The organism is Trichococcus sp. ES5, from assembly GCF_900067165.1.
GTDB classification, from domain to species: Bacteria; Bacillota; Bacilli; order Lactobacillales; family Aerococcaceae; genus Trichococcus; species Trichococcus flocculiformis.
Genome location: NZ_FJND01000003.1, coordinates 78,605 through 98,857 on the forward strand (window position 1 = coordinate 78,605; position 20,253 = coordinate 98,857).

Consider the following 20,253-nt stretch of genomic DNA (forward strand, 5'->3'; position numbering starts at 1 on the left):
TTTTTCGTACGTTTTTCCATTTTTCTGTTATAATAGGAACGTATCAAAAGTACCTTAAATAAATACATCTCAAAGGGGTTTATGACTATGGAAAGAAAAGAATATCACGTAATCGCAGAAACAGGGATTCATGCACGTCCAGCAACTTTATTGGTGCAAACTGCAAGCAAATTCAATTCTGATATTAATTTAGAATACAAAGGTAAATCTGTTAACTTAAAATCCATCATGGGTGTAATGTCATTAGGCGTAGGCCAAGGCGCTGATGTTGTCATCACTGCAGAAGGTCCGGACGAAGCAGACGCTATGGCTGGAATCACTGAAACAATGGTAAAAGAAGGGCTAGCAGAGTAATATGAAAAACCACTTACAAGGAATAGCAGCTAGTGATGGTATTGCAATTGCGAAAGCATATTTGCTTACTGAACCGGATCTGTCCTTTGAAAAGCGTAAAGTGGAAGATTCAGAAGGCGAAGTTGCTCGTCTTTTGGAAAGCTTTGAAACCGCTAAATCAGAGGTAAGTGCAATCCGAGAAAAAGCGGCAGTATCACTTGGCGAAGAAGAAGCACAAGTTTTTGATGCACATTTGATGGTATTGTCCGATCCGGAAATGATCGGATCGATGAACGCCAACATCCGAGACAACGGTGTCAATGCTGAATCGGCACTTTCTGATGTTGCCGGCATGTTCATCGGTATGTTCGAAGCGATGGAAGACAACCCATACATGCAAGAACGTGCTGCGGATATCCGCGACGTTACGGAACGTGTTTTGAGCCACTTGTTGGGTGTCAAAATCCCTAACCCATCGACAATCACTGAAGAAGTGATCGTCGTTGCCAAAGATTTGACTCCTAGTGACACAGCTCAATTGAACCGTGATTATGTTAAAGGATTCGTTACTGATATCGGTGGACGCACATCCCATAGCGCAATCATGGCCCGTTCTCTGGAAATTCCTGCAATCGTAGGGTCAAAAGAAATCACACAAATCGTCAAAGATGGCGATATCATCATTTTGGATGGTTTGGACGGCGACGTCTTCATCAATCCTGATGAAGAAACATTAGCTGCATACAAGAAGAAAGCTGAAGAGTTTTCTGCAATGCAAGCAGAATGGCACAAACTGAAAAATGCAAATACAGTTACTGCAGACGGTAAACATATCGAATTGGCAGCTAACATCGGAACGCCTAAAGATTTAGAAGGCGTTGTCGCTAATGGCGCTGAAGCGGTAGGATTGTACCGTACTGAATTCCTGTACATGGACTCTTCAGACTTCCCGACAGAAGATGAGCAATTTGATGCTTATAAAGCTGTTTTGGAAGGCATGGAAGGCAAACCTGTCGTTGTTCGTACAATGGACATCGGTGGGGATAAAGAATTGCCTTATTTGGAATTGCCGAAAGAAATGAATCCATTCTTGGGTTACCGTGCAATCCGGATTTGCTTGGCTGAACCGGAAATGTTCCGTACACAATTGCGTGCCTTGTTGCGTGCTTCCGTTTACGGTAAATTGCGCATCATGTTCCCGATGATTGCTACTCTGAACGAATTTAGAGCAGCTAAAGCGATGTTGGAGGAAGAAAAAGCGAATCTATTAGCCGATGGCGTAGAAGTCGCTGATGATATCCAAGTAGGTATCATGATCGAAATTCCAGCAGCTGCTGTATTAGCTCATCAATTCGCTAAAGAAGTAGATTTCTTCAGTATCGGAACAAATGACTTGATCCAATACACAATGGCGGCAGACCGCATGAACCAACAGGTTTCTTACTTGTATCAACCTTACAACCCTGCTATCCTTACACTGATCAAGCATGTTATCGATGCTTCTCACGCTGAGGGCAAATGGACTGGTATGTGTGGCGAGATGGCGGGTGACCAAACAGCGGTTCCGTTGTTGGTGGGTCTTGGTTTGGATGAGTTCTCCATGAGCGCATCCAGCGTCCTGAAAACACGCAGCTTGATGAAACGTTTGGATTCAAAAGAAATGGAAAAATTAGCGGACAAAGCAATCAACGAATGTACGACTGTCGAAGAAGTCATCGCATTAGTTGAAGAAATGAAAGCTAAATTAGTTTAAGCCGATTCAGGCGCAAAAAGACCGGGCATGCTTGCATGCCTGGTCTTTTTGCGTGCCAGTGAATTCAAAGCGATTTCGAAAAGCTGAATCCATCATTTCCGCAGGCTTGTTCCTGTGGATATATTTTGCAAGTAGGGCGTAGGGAGGAGTGACAAATATCAGAATGTTCTATATACTGAACATATTGAGTCATTATAAATTTGATGGGATTTTTTCGAGGTGAAGTCATGAGAATAGGCATGTTTACAGATTCGTATTTTCCTCAAGTGAGCGGCGTGTCAACATCAATCCGCACCTTGAAAGAGGAATTGGAGGCAGAGGGGCATGAGGTCATCATTTTTACCACCACAGATCCAAAAGCCGATGAAGATGAAAAAAATATAATCCGTTTGACCAGTATCCCGTTCTTGTCTTTCAAAGATCGCAGGATTGCTGTCAAAGGTATGAACAAAGCGCTTAGGGAAGCGAAGAAACAGAAGATAGATATTGTGCACACGCATACGGAGTTCAGTTTGGGTTTGACGGGCAAATTTGTCGGCTACATGCTGCAGATTCCTACCGTGCATACCTACCACACTATGTACGAAAAATATCTGCATTACATCGCTAATGGAAGAGTGGTGAAACCTAAGGCAGTTAAAATTGCTTCCCGCTACTTTTGCAATCGAACGATGGGCATTATTGCCCCAAGTCAGCAAATGAAAGAGAAATTAGCTTCCTACAACATCTATAAGGAAATTCGCGTCATCCCAACGGGCGTCCGGATACCGGATCGGATTGACGGCATCAAAGCCAAGAAGCGCGAAGAACTGGGGATTTCGGATTCCGAATTGGTGTTGCTCTCTTTGAGTAGGCTGTCCTCGGAAAAAAAACTGGATAAACTTGTTCACGCCTTTCCTGAGGTTGTAGAAGCTTATCCTTCCGCGAAACTTATCTTTGTGGGTGAGGGACCGATACGCCACGAGTTGGAGACGCAGGTGTTGGAAATGGGTTTGACCAGAAATGTCATTTTTGTCGGAGAAGTCAAAAACGAAGATGTGAGCGAGTATTATCAAATGGCAGATATTTATATAAATGCTTCGGATTCGGAAACCCAAGGCTTAACCTATCTGGAATCGATCGTAAACGGATGTCCGGTCATCGCTAAGCGGAATGACTATTTATCAGGATTGATTAAAGAAGACAGCCTGGGAATGTTGTTCGACGAGGATGACCAAATCGGCAAGACTATCAATGCCTATGCGGATTTTTATCACAAATCAGATGTTGCGACAAATCAAGAAGTATGGGATGGACTTATGGAAGAGATTTCTTCAAAGGCATTTGCGGAAGCTGTATTGAGCTATTATCAGGCGAGTATTGACATTTATGAATCACAGCCGCGTGAAGAATTGAAATTAAAAGTGAATCTTTTGGAAAAAATCAAACGTTGAGTCGGAACACCGGGAAACAGATTGCTTGGATAATCTGTTTCCCGGTGTTTTTTTGTTTTTATCTGAGTTAAGCGTAAGGTATACTGTTGACATAGTATTTAGAAGGGGCGGTTTTATAAATGGAAAAAATTGGTTTTATCGGAACAGGTGTCATGGGCTCATCCATGATCAAACATCTTTTGAATGCGGGTTATCCAGTCCAAGTCTATAATCGGACGAAAAGCAGGGCGGATGCTGTTGTCTCTGAAGGAGCAGTGTGGTGTGACACCCCTGCTGCTGTTACGGCGCAATCGGATATTGTCATTACGATGGTGGGTTATCCGAAAGATGTTGAAGAGACTTATTTTGGGGAGAGCGGTATCTTTTCGAAAGCGGACGACCACCATATTCTCATTGATATGACGACCAGTACGCCGACTTTGGCCAGGAAAATAGCTGCTTTCGGCAAAGAAAGAGGGGTCCGCACGTTGGATGCTCCAGTTTCAGGAGGAGATAAGGGTGCTCAAAATGGAACGCTCACAACGATGGTCGGTGGTGAGGAAGGAACGTTTGATGCCGTTAAAGGAGTTTTGTCTGTTTTTTCGAGCAAAGTGATGCTGCAAGGGCCGGCCGGCAGTGGTCAGCACACAAAAATGGCCAACCAGATAATGGTGGCGGGCACGATGACCGGCATGACCGAATTGCTTGTTTATTCGAAAGCGGCAGGATTGGATTTGGAACGCGTGATCGAACAAGTCGGTTCCGGAAGCGCCGCTAACTGGTCTTTGACGAACTATGCCCCTAGGATCCTGAAAGAGGATTACAGTGCAGGTTTCTTCGTCAAACATTTTGTCAAAGATTTGAAGATTGCATTGGATGAAGCAGATAAGCTGGGTATCGATTTACCTGCTACAAGACAGGCTGCACAATTGTATGAACAATTGGCGAACAAAGGTTTCGCCGACGATGGGACGCAAGCCTTGGTGAAGCTTTGGTGGGGAGAGTGCGCTGAAATCTAGACTTGGAGGTCGACGAATTTCTGAAACCCCTTATTAGGATATATCGTTGCGGCGGGTTTTGCACAAACCTAGTGGTGCATTACTCAAATATTGTTTTTCTTGCATAAATTACAGTAAATTGATGCGAAGTCAGAAAAAAAGTGCTAGAATAAATAAGAAGTTAGTCTTGAAAGGGGAAATATCATGAAACCTTCACAGCTCTCAGCGATCCTTCGTCGCCTAGAAGTAATGATGGAAGACAATGGTGATGTCGAGATCCGTCGTTTTGAAAAAGAAGGCGTGGAACGTTGCGTCGTAAAATACAACCGCGATACGGAAAGTTTTGAATTGGAAGAACACGATTCAAACCAAACTTATCAATTTGATGATCTTGATTTAGTTGCCATTGAAATTTACGAATTATTACAAGATTAATTCATCCATCCTTGCATGAACTAAGGCAGCGGAAAAATGAGCCGGCTCATTTTTCCGCTGCCTTTTTGTTTTTTTATTTTCATTGGAATAAAGTGGCAAACATTAAAAGTTTTTAATTTTTATGTAGAGTAATTCTGTAACTTTCAGTATACTGTGTAATAAGGAAATAATTGAAGAGGTGGAATAATGGCAAAGAAGATTTATATAGGTTTATTAGGACTAGGAACAATAGGGACTGGCGTTGCCCGCATCATAGATGGCCACCAGCATAAAATCAAGCAAGTCGTCGGACAGGAAGTAGTCATCAAAACGGTTTTGGATCGCGATATTGATAAATGCAAAACTTTCTTTGGCGAGGCTGTCCATTGCACTGATAATTTTGATGATATTTTGAATGACGAAGAAATTTCAATCATCGTAGAATTGATCGGATATGTTCCGGCAGCAAAAGATTATATTTCCAAAGCATTATCGGCCGGGAAGCATGTCGTTTCAGCAAACAAAGATCTTGTGGCTTTACATGGCAAAGAATTGGTCAACCTGGCTAAAGCGAACAAATGCGATTTCTTGTATGAAGCAGCTGTTGCGGGCGGTGTGCCTATTTTGCGTGCGATCACGGAAAGCTTCGCTTCCGACAACATCCAAAAAGTCATGGGAATCGTGAACGGCACAACCAACTTCATGATGACGAAAATGGACAAAGAAGGCTACTCTTACGATGAAGCTCTGGCATTGGCTCAGGAATTGGGTTTTGCCGAGAAGAACCCGACAAGCGATGTCGATGGATTGGATGCAGCGCGCAAAATGGTCATTTTGGCTCGCCTTGCTTTCGGGACGAATGATGTGACGTTGGATGATGTAGCAGTGACGGGTATCCGCAATGTTTCCATCAATGACATCAAGTTGGCGAACCGTTTAGGATACAAAATCAAACTGATCGGTACTGCCGAAAAAATCGACAACAGCGTCAATGTGGAAGTCGGACCCGTGTTTGTTCCGGAGTCACATCCTTTGGCCAGCGTCAATAATGAAATGAACGCTGTCTTTGTCGCCGGAGAAGCTCTTGGGGAAACGATGTTCTATGGTGCAGGAGCTGGCGAGTTGCCTACCGCAACAGCCGTAGTCAGCGATGTAATGAATATCGCTAAGAACATCCTTTTGGAGACAACCGGAAATGTCTTCAACGAGTATGAAATAGAGACTTTGATCGCGAAACCTGAGCAGGTCATCAATCCGGTATTCATGCGCTTGGAAGTTACCGATCGTGCCGGCCAGTTTTTGGAATTGGCGAAAATTTTTGCCACTGCACAAGTCAGCTTTGACAAGATCATTCAAGAACCCTTGGCGAACGGTAAAGCCATCATTGTCATTGTTACGCATCCGATGTCGAAAGCGCAAGAAAACGAAATCATCCAGGCCATGGAAGATAACGATGACATGAAATTGAAGGTCCATTTCAAAGTACTGGAACATTGATTGGATTTCGATCCTAATTTGAATACATTAAAAATCAAGAAATGATGGACCATCGTTCTTTTGGAAAGGATTGATTAGTAGGATGTTCGATATCCGTGTACCGGCAACTTCCGCCAATTTAGGGCCAGGTTTTGATTCCCTTGGATTGGCCGTATCATTATATTTGACGTTGGCTGTAAAAGAAGAGGCCGACGAGTGGGAAATTCTCCATGATTTGGGAGCGGGGATCCCGACTGACAAAACGAATCTGATTATTGAAACCGCGTTGTCTTTGGCGCCGAACATGACACCAAGAAAAATCACGATGACGAGTGAAGTGCCTGCTGCCAGAGGGTTGGGCAGCAGTTCAGCTGCCATCGTTGCCGGGATCGAGTTGGCCAATCAATGCGCAGATCTGCAATTGAGCATTGATGATAAAATTCAGATCGCAACACGCATCGAAGGTCATCCCGATAATGTGACGCCAGCCATCACCGGTGATTTCACGGTCGGGACCGTTCTGGATTCCAAAGTATATTGGACGAAGGCGAGTTTCCCAGAGGTTGCCTTGGTAGTGACGATTCCGGAAAAGGAATTGTTGACGAAGGAGAGCCGGGCTGTTTTGCCGGATTCGCTTCCGTTCAAGGAAGCAGTCAAAGGTAGCAGCATCTCCAATATGTTAGTAGCAGCTGTTTTTTCGGGTGATATCGAAAAAGCGGGAGCACTTATGGAACAGGATGTTTTCCATGAGCCTTATCGCGGCAAATTGGTTCCAGAGTTGAGTCAAGTCCGGGAATTGGGGCATGAGATGGGCGCGTACGGTACTTACCTGAGTGGGGCCGGTACGACGATCCTCACAATGATCCATCCTGAAAAGGCAGCAGCGTTCGTTGCTGCTGCAAAAGCCGCTGTAAAAAATAGTGAAGTCAAGCTGCTGCATGTTGAAAAAAATGGCGTGCAAGTAATCAAATAATTGTGGGCCCGAGGAGAAATCCTTGGGTTTTTTGTATTTTTTGGGGGGGCGCCCGCAAGATTAGGGGCGAAAGCGAGCAGAAAAGATGAATAACGGAAAGTTATCCATCTTTCCAGGCCCGAGCGCAAGCTGACAAGTGCAAATGGGCATAGCGCCATATCAAACGTGTTCTGAATCCCAGAGATCTGTGCCTAAGCTGACTATCACACACGGACAAAAAGCGTCCGTTTAGTGTTAGGCCTCTTAGTGCTCGATTTCTACCCGGGATTTATCATGGCTCTTGCGATTTCAATCGCATAGAGACATGATACACTTGGGCGCTTGCGACCACAGTGCTACCCGACACTCTCCCGCATAGCATCGCGCCTTCTTAAACGCGCTCTGATTCGCAGACACCACTCCCGTTTCGCAAGTGGCTGTCGTCCACAAAAGAGGTGAACGTCAGCCGCTTGCTCCAACGTCCGGATGTCTAGGCGCGAATCATCGCGCTCCTCTTAGACGCGCTCTGCTATGCAGGGGGTTCCGCCTAATCTGATTAGCCTACATGGGGAAAAAGCAGCCCATTGCGGCTAATCCGTTTAGTGCTCGCCCCCTACCGCATAGCATCGCGCTCTTGTATTTTTTGGTTTATGCTTTATAATGTTATTGGAATGGGGTTATAATATACAATTGGATAGTAGTGAGGCTGGGTCAAAACTTTTTTGCGGGGTACAGGGTGCTTGTTTCGGATTGTGTGCCGTGCAGTTTTTCGGTTTTGGGGCGCGACTTGGGGGAGTTCTCTCAGGTTCTGCTTGAAAAGTGACGTTGTTGCTTTTTCCCATCCTCTTATTTTTTTAATGAGGAGACATTATGCTAAATAAATTCAAACCGACATGGATGGTTGAGTCCATCTATCACATTACTCCGGAACAAATTGAAAAGAATGGCATCAAAGGCGTTCTGACCGATTTGGACAATACCTTGATTGCCTGGAACAATCCGGAGGGGACACAGGAATTGAAAGATTGGATCGCCTTGATGAAAAAAAATGCGATACCTGTCGTCATCATTTCCAACAACAGCGATAAGCGTATCAAGATAATCGCGGATAAGCTGCAATTGGCTTATGTGCCAAGGTCGATGAAGCCTTCCCGCCGTGGGTACATCAAGGCGGCTGAGCAGCTTCAGCTTCCGTTGGATCAATGCCTGATGGTTGGGGATCAATTGCTTACGGATGTTTTTGGCGCAAATCGAGCGGGAGTCAAGAGTGTGTGGGTAATGCCGATCATCAATTCGGACGGGTGGAATACGCGCATAAATCGATTCTTTGAAAGAAAATTGCTGAAACGTTTGTTGAAAAATGATCCAGGAATGATATGGAGGAAATCACTTGACTAAAGAAGAATTAACAGAAGATCTCTATTGCATCGGCTGCGGGGCTAAAATCCAGACCGATGATCCGACCGAACGAGGGTATACCCCGGCGGCCGCTCTGCAAAAGGGATTGGATTCCGGGCAAGTATACTGCCAACGCTGTTTCAGATTGCGCCATTACAATCAGATGGAAAAAGTTTCCGTCACGGATGATGAATTTTTGGCGATGCTGAACACCATCTCGATGGAAGATGCTTTGATCGTCAACGTTATCGATCTGTTCGATGTATACGGCAGCATGATCCCCGGTTTGCATCGCTTTGCGGGCAATAATAAAGTGTTGGTTGTCGGAAATAAAGTGGATGTTTTGCCGAAGTCGGTCAAACTATCCCGAGTGAAGCAATGGCTGACGGAGCAGGTGCAGTCAGTAGGCTTGCGCCCGGTTGATGTCATGCTTGTGAGCGGCAAGAAAGCAACTTCCATCGATGATCTGTTGGAAACCATCGAAGAACACCGGGACGGCAAAGATGTTTATGTCGTGGGTGTTACGAACGTGGGTAAATCCACTGTCATGAACCAAATCATCCGTGCGGCTACAGGCAACAAGGAAGATGTCATCACGACTTCCCAGTTCCCGGGCACAACGTTGGATCAGATCCGTATTCCTTTGGATGATGGGCATTTCCTCATCGATACACCGGGGATTATCCATCACCATCAAATGGCGCATGTTCTGAGCCCGAAAGAATTGAAACTTGTAGCTCCGCAACACGAAATCAAACCGATCACTTATCAATTGAATCCGGAGCAGACGCTTTTCTTGGGTGGCGCATCGCGTTTTGATTTCATCAGTGGGGAAAAATCATCCTTCACTTGCTATTTCGCAAATGACTTGAAAATTCACCGCACCAAATTGGAAAAAGCGGATGAATTCTATGCAAAACATCTGGGTACGCTGCTGCAACCGCCATCTGCGGAAGATGCGGAAAATTTCCCGCCATTGGTCAGACGAGAATTCAATGTCAAAGTACCGTCCGATATCGTATTTTCCGGATTGGGATGGATCACTGTCCGCAAACCAGGTAAAGTCGCAGCATGGGTCCCGCAAGGCGTGGACACAGTAATGCGCAAACCGATCATTTAAGTAGAAAAGCGGTACAAGCCCGCTCTGCCTCGAAAGAAATTTAGGAAATCTGCCCCTGAATGAGCATCGTAGAGCGCAATGGGTCAGATTTATCTAATTTCCGAGAGGCAGGCTTGGATCGCTAGCCATCATATGAGGTGCAGAATTACTTTGGGAATAAATAAAACACCAACGGTGATGCACTTTTGAAAAAAATATATTTTCTTAGAATAATAAGACTGAGGTGTCGAATGGAATTAAGAGGCAAACAAAAACAATATCTGAAAAAAGAAGCACACCACATGAATCCGCTCTTCCAAGTGGGTAAGGGTGGTTTGAACGAAGAGATGCTTTACCAAATCGGGGAAGCACTGGAGAAAAGGGAATTGCTGAAAATCGCTCTTCTGCAGAATACGGATGAGGAAACGGATGCTGTTGCTGCAGTCATCGAAGAAAAACTGCGAGCGACCGTCGTCCAACAGATCGGACGCACACTTGTGTTGTTCAAACCATCATCTAAAGAAAAAAATCGTCGTTATTCGACTGTCGTTGAAAAAATCTAAAGGCAGGCCAATTCCTATTTTATTGAGGTGAGAAAAAATTGATCACAACTTTAAATTTGATCGGACAAACGGATTACATGATCATCGAAGAAACCGAGGTTGAGACACAGATTGCTTTCCAGGACCGGAAACGCATCGGCATCATGGGTGGAACCTTCAGTCCACCCCATTTGGGCCATCTGATCGTTGCGCAGCAGGTTGGGGAACAGCTCGGTTTGGATAAAATCTATTTCATGCCCGATGCCGAACCGCCTCATATCGATGAAAAAGAATCGATTTCGGCGAAGCATCGTGAGCGGATGGTGCGATTGTCCATTGCGGGCAATCCTTTGTTTGATATCGAAACGATCGAGTTGGAGCGCGGCGGCAAAAGCTATACGATCGATACGATGAAATTATTGACGGCCATGCATCCGGACACCGATTATTATTTCATCATCGGCGGGGATATGGTGGAATACTTGCCGAAGTGGAAAGACATCGATGCATTGGTGCAACTTGTGCAGTTCGTTGGCGTTGCTCGGCCAGGATATGGAAGGGAAAGCGTTTATCCGATCATCTGGGTCGACGCACCGTTGATCGACATCAGTTCAACGGAAATCCGTAAGATGGTCAAAACGGGCCGTTCGATCCGGTATTTGGTTAAAGAGGATGTCAAAGATTACATTTTGGAAGAAGGACTCTATCTTGAGGACGAAGACTGAGCTTGTATACACAGGACGCTATACGGATTGGACACGGGAAGCCATTTTGGCGGAAGTGGAAAAACAGATGAAGCCATCGCGCTTCCAGCATGTGCTGCGGGTTGAAGCCTGTTCCATCGCGTTGGCGAAAAAATATGGTGCATCTTTGGAAGCGTGCTCGTTGGCCGCTCTCCTGCACGACTTTGCAAAAGAGCATGATGCAAAAAGTATGAAGAAAATCGTCCTGTCCCAAGCGTTGGACAGCGAGATGACCGGTTACGGCAGCGAAATCATGCATGGGCCTGTCGGTGCTTATTATGCTGAAAAGGTATTCGGAATCATGGATAGGGCTATCCTTGACGCGATCCGCCAGCATACAACCGGCGGCGAGACGATGACCCTGATCGGTAAAGTCCTCTTCATAGCCGATTACATCGAACCGAGCCGTACGTTCAAGGGCGTGGATGAAGCCAGAAGACTGGCGGAAATCAGCCTGGATGAGGCAGCTTATTTTAAAATAGAAAAAACAATCATTCATCTGGTGAAGAAGGAACTGCCGATTTATCCCGGCACGATTCATGTCTACAACAGTTGGATCCAAAGAAAAGTGGGGAATTCAGAATGAAAATGACAAGTGAAGAATTATTGGAAGTAGTGGTTAAAGCTGCGGATGACAAATTGGCTCAGGACATCATGGCATTGGATGTACGCGGTTTGACATCGATCGGGGATTACTTTGTCGTAATGAACGGCCGTAATGAGAAACAAGTTGCTGCAATCGTTGAATCTATTGTGGAGAACGTGCACAAAAACAAAGGCGAAATCAAAAACGTTGAAGGCAAAGATTCGGGCAAGTGGACATTGATTGACCTGAATGACGTTATCGTGCATGTATTCAACCATGAGGAACGCGGTTATTACAACATCGAAAAATTATGGAGTGATGCGCCAATGGTCGACATCTCGGGGATGGTCTCTGAGCAATGAGCTATGACATCTTTGCCCATTACTATGATGAAATAATGGACCAGTCTGTCTACGACAGCTGGCTTCTTTATGTTGAAAAATACACAGCCGGCCAATCTGGCCTGAACATTATGGAACTGGCTTGCGGGACAGGGAAGATTGCAGTGGATTTGGCGAAAAAAGGCCATCAGGTAACAGGGGTCGATCTCTCCGACGAAATGCTTTCGCTTGCCTACAACCGGATGCAGGAAGAAGGCGTTACGCTTTCCTTAGCGGTAGGGGACATGCGTTCCCTGGAGCCGATGGGGGATTTTGACGTCGTGACGTGCTTCTCTGATTCGCTTTGCTACATGTCTGATGAAGCTGAAGTGGCGGAAGTCTTTCAAAGCGTCATGCGGAATCTCGCTCCCGGCGGTGTTTTTTTGTTCGACGTCCACTCGATGCATCAAGTGAATGACGTTTTTCCGGGATATCAATACATCTATCAGGATGAAGCGGGAGCCTTCCTCTGGGAAAGTTTTGCCGGCGATGCTGCGAACAGTGTCGAGCATGATTTGACTTTCTTCGTGGGATCCCAGAGTAATCCGGAATTGTTTGAACGCCATTCGGAATACCATCGCGAACGAACGTATCCGCTGGAAGTCTACAAGCGGCTCCTTGAAGAAGCCGGATTCACCGATGTGACGGCTACTGCCGAATTTGGTGAAGCTGACGTGCGCGATGACAGTCCGCGCTGGTTTTTTGCCTGCAAAAAAGCTTAAGCAAGCCAAGGCAAAAAAAACTGCGCAACCATACAATGAAACCAAAGGGAGCGTTTCGATGAAAGCTTGTGGAGTAATCGCAGAATATAATCCTTTCCATAACGGTCACCGCTACCAACTGTCGGAAGCCAGGCGGATGACCAAGAGCGATGTCATGGTTGTCGCAATGAGCGGCAATTTTGTCCAAAGAGGCGCGCCCGCTTTGTTGGATAAATGGACGCGTGCGGAAATCGCGTTGCGGAACGGTGCCGACATCGTCGTGGAAATGCCGATTTTGGGGAGTGTGCAGTCCGCGGATCTGTTCGCAAGAGCAGGCATCCGCTTATTGCAGGCGATGCAGTGCGATGCCTTTGCGTTCGGTGCTGAAGAAGGGACGGCGGAAGATTTCATTTCGCACAGTCGTTTATTGCGCGAACACGAAGCGGAAATCGATCGGATTTTTCAGACGTACCGAAATGATGGCAGAACCTATGCTGCGCAACTGGAAACGGCCATTGCCGAAATCCTGAGCCCACAAGGTTCTGCCATTTCCTTTTCAACGCCCAATAATCAGCTCGGATTGGCGTATGTCAAAGAAAATGAACAATTCCCCGAACCGATGGAAACGGTCATCGTGCTCAGGCGCGGTGCCGGACACAACGACAGTGATGCTTTCGGTCAAGAATTTGCAAGCGGGACCGCCATTCGCGAATGGTCACTCCACCACGGGAAAGAAACCGAAAGGGAGGACATGGGCAGGTTTGTGCCGCAAGCGACGTTAGAGGCGCTGGAGAGGCTTCCTCTGCTTGATTGGGCTGCATACTGGGGGATGCTGCAATATCAGCTCATGCTGCTTTCACATGCGGAACTCCGGAACATCTATCAAGTTGAAGAAGGCATCGAATACAGGTTGAAAAAAGAGGCCGAGGATGCAGCCAATTTTATGGCCTTCATACGGCGCACGAAGAACAAGCGCTGGACGTGGGCCCGGCTGCAGCGGGTCTGTACATATGTTTTGTTGGGGATAACCAAAGCAGAAGCGACTACTTTCCAGGAAAAAGCGGACACCATCCGGTTGCTCGGGTTTACGGAAGCCGGAAGACGCTATCTGAACAGCTTGAAAAAAAACACGGAGTCCCCAATCGTCACGAAATTGCGTGAGCCATATACGGCGGACTTGCAACTGGAAATCAGGAGTGACCGCATCTACCGTTTGGGAGGCCTTCCGGTTTTGGAGGAGCAGAATTTCACCCGGTCACCCGTTTACATCCGAAATGATCTGCATAATCTGAAATAAGATGTTTCCGAAATTTATTGAAAACTTTAATGAAAAAACGCAAGAAGCGTTTGACGGGCTACAACCAAAGAAATATAATAGATAGGTTAATAGATGCTATAGCCTTTAACATTCGGCTTTAGGCACTAAGGAGGACAATCGAATGAGCGAAGAAGCCAACTCCGTCAGTTTCGTTCCCGTAATCGTAGGGGGGAACAGAGGAGCCTATAGTTTGGCGAGAGCTTTCTATGAAGCGTACCAAGTTAAAACGAATCTCATCAGCCCGATGATTATAGGGCCTATCGGCAATTCCCGCATCATCAAGCATTACATTCAACCGGGAATCGATGACCTGGATCTTTTTTTTGAAACCATCCATCAGATTGGTCGGGACTATCCGAATATGAAAAAAATCATCTTCGGGGCAGACGATCGCTATGCGGAACTGCTGATCCGCACGAAAGACCGATTCGGTGATGATTGGATCATTCCGTATGTGGATGAACCAGTTTTCCTACGGGCGACCAATAAGGAAAGTTTTTACGCCATTTGTGAAAAAGCAGGCGTTCCCTATCCGAAGACTGTAGTCATGGATGAATTTTCCCTTGATTTGCCGTTTGAATTTCCGATCATCATCAAGCCATCGAATGCCATCATATACCAGGGGTTACATTTTGAAGGCAAAGAAAAAGTCTTCATCGGACGCGATGAGAAGGATCTTGAACGCATCTACCATTTAGTGCGTGACAATGGCTATACGGACAACCTGATCCTGCAGGAGTACGTTCCCGGCGATGACACCTATCTTGGCGTCGTGACGGTGTACACATCGCCACGTGACAAGGAAATCAAGCTGATTGCATTCGGCCATATCCTCTTGGAAGACCATACGCCATCCGCCATCGGAAACCATCTGACGATTTGGGCCAGGGAGGAGCGGAAGATTGTTGCTTCTGTCCGAAAGTTGATTGCTGAAACCGAGTTTTATGGTTTTTCCAATTTTGATGTGAAGTACGATAAGCGCAAAGATGACTATGTTTTCTTTGAACTGAACGGTCGGCTTGGCGTAAGCAACTACTACGTTACTGCCAGCGGAAATAATGTCGCGAAATACTATGTTGAAGACTTCATCGCCAAGAAAAAACTTGGGTTGACCATCAACACGAATGAAGCTTTATTCACGATGACACCCAAAAAACTTTTGCTGAAATACATCGAGTCTGATGTTTTAAGAAAAAAAGTAAAAGAGTTATACAAGGACGGGAAAGACGTGCACCCATTGGATGCACCTTTTGAAGTCAGTCCAAAAAGAAAATTCTATGTGTTGGCTTCCAAATTTAATTATTACAAAAAATTCAAAGAGTATCCGCCAGAGGAATGAACTGAAACAAACGGGAAACGAGGGATGAGAAAGTATGAAAAAATTTTTTGGTATTCTTGGAGGAATGGGAACGCTGGCGACGACCAATTTTCTTGTTGAAATGAATAAGCGTCATTTCCCCGAAAACGACCAGGATTATTTCAATTACATTCTGATGAATCACGCTGATATTCCCGATCGTACGGAATTCATTTTGGATCCGACCAAACCGAATCCGGTGGAAGCAGTGATAGAAGATGTTCATATGTTGAATCTTCTGCAGCCAGAATTCATCATCATGCCCTGCAATACTATCCATTATTTCTTCGATGATATTCAAAAGGAAACGGATATTCCGATTTTGAATATGGTCGATCTTACAGTCGACTATATTGCGGAACATTATGAGGGCGCGAAAAAAGTCGGATTATTTGCCACTGAAGGAACGCATCAGAGTCGCATCTACGAAAATCGGCTTATTGAAAAAGGCTATCAAGTAGTATTGCCGGACAGAGCTTTACAAGACAAAATCAATAAAATGATTTATTATTACATCAAAGAGAGATCGCATTTATTTTTCCCTTTGTACTACGAAATTTTGGAAGACTTCAAAAATTGCGGTGCGGACATTGTGTTATTGGGATGCACGGAAGTTTCGTTGATGAACAGCGAAGATAAAGAACGACGTTATCCGGTTGTCGATGCGGAAAAGGTACTTTTGGACAAAACGATTTCGTTGGCCAAAGAGTTAAAAGCGTAAAAAAACGTTTTCCTTTTTTGGATGTAAAGGAAAATACATTGACAAAGTTTTTTTTCACTAGTATAATTCAATTTGTTATTTTAGGGGTGATGGAAATGAAGTGGCCATTAAAAGAATTACAAGAACATCGTGGTGAACCGTACTATTTTTCTCGGATGATAGACCGGGAAAGTTCATTGATGCAAAGAAATAATGAAATCAAAGCAGTGTCGCCGATTAAGGCGGAAGGTTTCTTATTATACGAAAATCATTCTGTGCTTGCCAATTTCCGAATCGATTTAACGATTACCCTGCCTTCGTCAAGGTCGTTGGAATTAGTTGAGGTACCCTTGCAATTAGCAATCGAAGAAGTGTACACTGAAAGTGAATCACTCTATCTCGAGCAGGATAAGCCTGCGGAAGTCGTGTTGCCGCTTGAAGGTGATGAAGTGAATCTGGTCCCCGCTATCGAGGACAACATTCTGCTGAATCTGCCTCTACAAGTCTTCACGCCGGAAGAGATGGTGTCCGATGAAATGCCTAGTGGCGCTGAATGGGAAGTTGTTTCCGAAGAATCTTTCGCAAGAAAGAAACAAGAGGAAAAAACCGATCAGATCGATCCGCGATTGGCTGGTCTGAAGGACCTGTTAGAAGACGAAGAAAAAACAGAGTGAAATTTTTGACGCTGATTTTTTAAACAAATACAGCGATTAATACAGGGAGGTGTAAGGAAATGGCAGTACCTAAAAGAAGAACATCTAAAGCAAGAAAAGCAAAAAGACGTACGCACTTCAAGTTATCGATTCCAGGCTTGAACGCATGCCCTAACTGTGGCGAATTGAAAAAGAGCCACCACGTTTGCGCATCATGCGGACAATATGATGGAGAAGTAGTTATCGAAAAACAAAGCTAATCATGAAATACCATCCGCATTTCCAGTCAGCAGAATGAATTTTCTGTTGGCTTTTTTTGTTCCCATTTTTCAAGGAGGCATAATTTGCTTGGATGAGGTAAAATATATGCATGCGGTAAGAATTCCATATTTTAGCAAAGGAGCGTCGGGATGCAAAACTTCCACTATTTTGAAATCCTTTTGTATGTTTTTCCGGTTTTAGAAATCATTCTGATAAATCAATTTTTTCGACCGTATCTCAAGTACAAACAAATTATCCGATTGTCGATTGCGGACGTCGTGTTGCCGTTTTTGCTGGTGGGCATCCACCTGTTGAGTGTCTACAGCCTGACTTATTCGCTGCTGCCTCATTTTTTACTGGCTGCCTGCATCGTCGGTCTGGTGCAGACGCTGTATTTCGACAAACGTAAAAAAAACCATGAGCCGAAGCGGTTTTATCGTTATTTCATTAAAATACTATTTTTGATGGCACTGCTTTTTTATTACTCTTTAGTGCTGTTGCGCGTTTATTTCCTTATAAGAGGATAGTCCGAAAATTGAAGAACGAGGTGATACGAAAGCATGAAAGTATTATTGTACTCTGAAGGCATGAAATACATCGGGAAATCCGGTTTAGGCAGAGCGATCGAGCATCAGAAAAAAGCTCTCACACTGGAAGGAATCTCTTTTACGACAGATTACAGAGATGATTTTGATCTGATGCACATCAATACCTACTTCGGGCAATCTTATCGTCTGCTGCATAAAGTCAAAAAGCAGGGGAAACCGATCGTTTATCATGCCCACTCCACAAAGGAGGATTTCCAGAATTCCTTTATTTTCTCCAATGCTGCTGCACCGTTGTTCAGCAAGTGGATTCTGCACTGCTACAGTCATGGCGACGTGGTCTTGACGCCTACTCCATATTCCAAGCAATTGCTGCAGAAAGCAGGTTTAGAACAACCGATCATACCGATTTCGAACGGAATTGATTTGTCGTTTTACAAAGCGACTGCGGAGATGGGGGCGTCTTTTCGGCAAAAGTACGGGTACAAGGAAACGGACAAAGTCATCATGTCTGTCGGCCTTTACATCAAACGCAAAGGGATTCTTGATTTTGTCGCCTTGGCCAAAGCGATGCCTGCTTATCAGTTTATCTGGTTCGGATACTTAAACCTTCACCAAGTTCCGCATGAAATTCGGGAAGCTGTGGAAACAAAATTACCCAATCTACAATTTGCCGGTTATGTGGCCCCTGATGAACTCAGAAATGCATACTGTGGTGCGGACTTGTTTTTTTTCCCAACTTACGAAGAAACGGAAGGAATCGTTCTTCTGGAGGCGCTCGCTATGGGACAGGAGATCCTGATCCGGGATATACCGATCTATGAGGGTGATTTGGTCGATGGCAAACATGTCTACAAAGGTAAGACGAATGACGATTTCCAAAGGCTGATCAACGGCATCCTGGAAGGGGATTTGCCTTCTCTGAAAGCCGCAGGACAGGAGCGTATCCGTCAGAAGGATCTCCGTTGCATTGGTTCTGAATTGAGGAGTGCCTATGAAACAGCCATTCAGCTGCACAAGGCGGATGGTGGGGGAATGTCGGTTCCAGGGACAAAATGATAGATGACAACTAAAAACAAATTGATTTCGAAAAATAATCGAAATCAATTTGTTTTTTTTATGAATTGTTCGGGAAAATGTGGTAGAAAGTGGGGCGATGTGGTAGACTGAAAACATATTTGAAGGTGGGGGCGAGTGTCTTTATGTTGATGGGCGAATTCAAACACAATATAGACGCTAAAGGCAGATTGATCATGCCCGCAAAATTTCGTGAGGCATTAGGCGATACATTCATCGTCACCCGTGGATTGGACGGCTGTTTGTTCGGCTATCCGTTAAGCCAATGGGAGCTGCTCCAAGAGAAATTGAAACAGCTGCCCCTTGCAAAAAAAGATGCGCGTGCTTTTACCCGTTTCTTCTATTCAGCCGCTATGGAAGCTGAATTGGATAAACAAGGGCGCATCAATATCCCTCAAACATTATTGGATTATGCGAAAATTGAAAAAGAATGTCGTATTGTCGGAGTAGCCGACCGTATTGAAATATGGAGCAACGAGAAGTGGGAAGCATTTGCTGATGAAGCTGCCGAAAACTTCGAGGATATTGCTGAAACGATGATCGACTTTGGATTGTAGGTGCAAAAATGGAAAAATTTGAACATTATAGCGTGTTGTTAAACGAGTCCATCGATGGTTTGAACATCAAACCAGATGGCGTCTATGTCGATTGCACTTTAGGTGGTGCCGGACACAGCAGTGTGATTTTATCAAAACTAAACGAAAATGGGCATCTGTATGCCTTTGACCAAGACCGGATCGCTATCGAAAATGCTGAAGCGATGTTGGCGACTTATATCGAAAAAGGCATGGTGACACTCATCAAGGCTAATTTTCGGAATATCAAAGAAGAACTGGAAACCCTTGGTGTTTATGGCTTAGACGGCATCCTGTACGATTTGGGAGTGTCTTCCCCGCAATTGGACCAAGCTGAAAGAGGGTTCAGTTACCGCTATGATGCCCCACTCGATATGCGTATGGACCAAGAACAGGAATTGACGGCCCGCGTCATTGTGAATGAGTGGCCTTTTGGTGAATTAGTGAAGATTTTTTATCGTTATGGCGAAGAAAAATTCTCAAAACAGATTGCCCGCAAAATAGAAAAAATCAGAGAAACCCAACCGATCGAGACGACCGGCGAATTGGTCGAAATCATCAAAGACTGCATCCCTGCGCCTGCCAGAAGAAAGGGTGGGCACCCGGCCAAACGCATTTTTCAAGCTTTGCGAATCGCCGTCAATGATGAATTGTCCGCTATTGAAGATTCGATAGAAGATGGCTTGAAAATGTTGGACGTCGGAGGACGCATGAGCGTCATTTCCTTCCAATCCTTGGAGGACCGGATCGTTAAAGTCCTTTTCAAAGAAGCCAGCTCGAAAGAGGATACATTACCTTTGCTGCCTATTCTTCCCGAGGAATATGAAGCGGACTACAAGCTGATCAGTCGAAAACCAATCCTGCCCAATGAAGCGGAATTGAGTGAAAATTCACGCTCCCAAAGTGCAAAATTGCGTATCATCGAAAGAATCAAGAAGTAACAGGAGCGCATCAGCTCTGTAACGAAAGATCATCAGTCG

23 protein-coding genes are annotated in these 20,253 nt (G+C 45.1%); all 23 read left to right on the forward strand.

Going from position 1 to position 20,253, the window contains the following annotated elements; translation table 11 throughout:
* The first annotated feature begins 87 nt into the window (after positions 1–87).
* The gene (locus tag TES5_RS03890) at positions 88–354 is read left to right on the forward strand and encodes a phosphocarrier protein HPr (RefSeq protein WP_068559983.1); all 267 of its coding nucleotides are present in this window, start codon (positions 88–90) and stop codon (positions 352–354) included.
* Between the two features lies 1 nt (position 355).
* Positions 356–2,086 (forward strand): phosphoenolpyruvate--protein phosphotransferase, encoded by a 1,731-nt coding sequence (gene ptsP / locus TES5_RS03895; RefSeq protein ID WP_068559985.1) that lies wholly within the window; start codon positions 356–358, stop codon positions 2,084–2,086.
* A 227-nt stretch (positions 2,087–2,313) separates the two neighbouring features.
* Positions 2,314–3,519, forward strand: a complete 1,206-nt coding sequence (locus tag TES5_RS03900; RefSeq protein ID WP_068559987.1) for a glycosyltransferase — start codon at positions 2,314–2,316, stop codon at positions 3,517–3,519.
* 119 nt (positions 3,520–3,638) lie between these two features.
* On the forward strand, positions 3,639–4,517 hold the full coding sequence (locus tag TES5_RS03905; protein WP_068559989.1) for an NAD(P)-dependent oxidoreductase: 879 nt from the start codon (positions 3,639–3,641) through the stop codon (positions 4,515–4,517).
* A 183-nt stretch (positions 4,518–4,700) separates the two neighbouring features.
* Positions 4,701–4,931, forward strand: a complete 231-nt coding sequence (locus TES5_RS03910; RefSeq protein WP_068559993.1) for a YkuJ family protein — start codon at positions 4,701–4,703, stop codon at positions 4,929–4,931.
* A gap of 186 nt (positions 4,932–5,117) precedes the next feature.
* Entirely contained in the window at positions 5,118–6,407 is a 1,290-nt protein-coding gene (locus TES5_RS03915; RefSeq protein WP_068559995.1) for a homoserine dehydrogenase, read from the forward strand.
* Positions 6,408–6,489: 82 nt separating this feature from the next.
* On the forward strand, positions 6,490–7,359 hold the full coding sequence (gene thrB / locus TES5_RS03920) for a homoserine kinase (RefSeq protein ID WP_068559997.1): 870 nt from the start codon (positions 6,490–6,492) through the stop codon (positions 7,357–7,359).
* A gap of 849 nt (positions 7,360–8,208) precedes the next feature.
* On the forward strand, positions 8,209–8,736 hold the full coding sequence (locus TES5_RS03925; protein WP_068559999.1) for a YqeG family HAD IIIA-type phosphatase: 528 nt from the start codon (positions 8,209–8,211) through the stop codon (positions 8,734–8,736).
* Positions 8,729–9,856: a ribosome biogenesis GTPase YqeH gene (gene yqeH, locus TES5_RS03930; RefSeq protein WP_068560001.1), complete on the forward strand. Its 1,128-nt coding sequence runs from the start codon at positions 8,729–8,731 to the stop codon at positions 9,854–9,856. Before TES5_RS03925 ends, yqeH begins: the two co-directional genes overlap by 8 nt.
* Before the next feature lie 230 nt (positions 9,857–10,086).
* Positions 10,087–10,398 (forward strand): ribosome assembly RNA-binding protein YhbY, encoded by a 312-nt coding sequence (gene yhbY / locus TES5_RS03935; RefSeq protein WP_068560003.1) that lies wholly within the window; start codon positions 10,087–10,089, stop codon positions 10,396–10,398.
* 77 nt (positions 10,399–10,475) lie between these two features.
* On the forward strand, positions 10,476–11,102 hold the full coding sequence (locus TES5_RS03940; protein WP_068560395.1) for a nicotinate-nucleotide adenylyltransferase: 627 nt from the start codon (positions 10,476–10,478) through the stop codon (positions 11,100–11,102).
* Entirely contained in the window at positions 11,086–11,706 is a 621-nt protein-coding gene (yqeK, locus tag TES5_RS03945; protein WP_178137786.1) for a bis(5'-nucleosyl)-tetraphosphatase (symmetrical) YqeK, read from the forward strand. The genes TES5_RS03940 and yqeK overlap by 17 nt, the downstream gene beginning before the upstream one ends.
* On the forward strand, positions 11,703–12,068 hold the full coding sequence (gene rsfS / locus TES5_RS03950; RefSeq protein ID WP_068560007.1) for a ribosome silencing factor: 366 nt from the start codon (positions 11,703–11,705) through the stop codon (positions 12,066–12,068). Before yqeK ends, rsfS begins: the two co-directional genes overlap by 4 nt.
* Positions 12,065–12,808: a class I SAM-dependent DNA methyltransferase gene (locus TES5_RS03955; RefSeq protein ID WP_068560009.1), complete on the forward strand. Its 744-nt coding sequence runs from the start codon at positions 12,065–12,067 to the stop codon at positions 12,806–12,808. The genes rsfS and TES5_RS03955 overlap by 4 nt, the downstream gene beginning before the upstream one ends.
* A gap of 58 nt (positions 12,809–12,866) precedes the next feature.
* Positions 12,867–14,084, forward strand: coding sequence for a nucleotidyltransferase (locus tag TES5_RS03960; RefSeq protein WP_068560398.1), 1,218 nt, complete (start codon positions 12,867–12,869; stop codon positions 14,082–14,084).
* 142 nt (positions 14,085–14,226) lie between these two features.
* Complete coding sequence (locus TES5_RS03965; protein WP_068560011.1) at positions 14,227–15,444, forward strand: carboxylate--amine ligase; 1,218 nt, start codon at positions 14,227–14,229, stop codon at positions 15,442–15,444.
* Between the two features lie 34 nt (positions 15,445–15,478).
* Complete coding sequence (locus TES5_RS03970) at positions 15,479–16,183, forward strand: aspartate/glutamate racemase family protein (protein WP_068560013.1); 705 nt, start codon at positions 15,479–15,481, stop codon at positions 16,181–16,183.
* Positions 16,184–16,278: 95 nt separating this feature from the next.
* Positions 16,279–16,836: a YceD family protein gene (locus TES5_RS03975; protein ID WP_068560014.1), complete on the forward strand. Its 558-nt coding sequence runs from the start codon at positions 16,279–16,281 to the stop codon at positions 16,834–16,836.
* A 59-nt stretch (positions 16,837–16,895) separates the two neighbouring features.
* Positions 16,896–17,075: a 50S ribosomal protein L32 gene (rpmF, locus tag TES5_RS14895; protein ID WP_072763715.1), complete on the forward strand. Its 180-nt coding sequence runs from the start codon at positions 16,896–16,898 to the stop codon at positions 17,073–17,075.
* 150 nt (positions 17,076–17,225) lie between these two features.
* Entirely contained in the window at positions 17,226–17,603 is a 378-nt protein-coding gene (locus TES5_RS03980; protein WP_068560015.1) for a DUF3397 family protein, read from the forward strand.
* Between the two features lie 33 nt (positions 17,604–17,636).
* Positions 17,637–18,680, forward strand: coding sequence for an LTA glycolipid anchor biosynthesis glycosyltransferase, IagA/BgsA family (locus TES5_RS03985; RefSeq protein ID WP_068560016.1), 1,044 nt, complete (start codon positions 17,637–17,639; stop codon positions 18,678–18,680).
* 143 nt (positions 18,681–18,823) lie between these two features.
* Entirely contained in the window at positions 18,824–19,255 is a 432-nt protein-coding gene (mraZ, locus tag TES5_RS03990; protein ID WP_068560018.1) for a division/cell wall cluster transcriptional repressor MraZ, read from the forward strand.
* An 8-nt stretch (positions 19,256–19,263) separates the two neighbouring features.
* Positions 19,264–20,214 (forward strand): 16S rRNA (cytosine(1402)-N(4))-methyltransferase RsmH, encoded by a 951-nt coding sequence (gene rsmH / locus TES5_RS03995; RefSeq protein WP_068560020.1) that lies wholly within the window; start codon positions 19,264–19,266, stop codon positions 20,212–20,214.
* Positions 20,215–20,253: the final 39 nt, after the last annotated feature.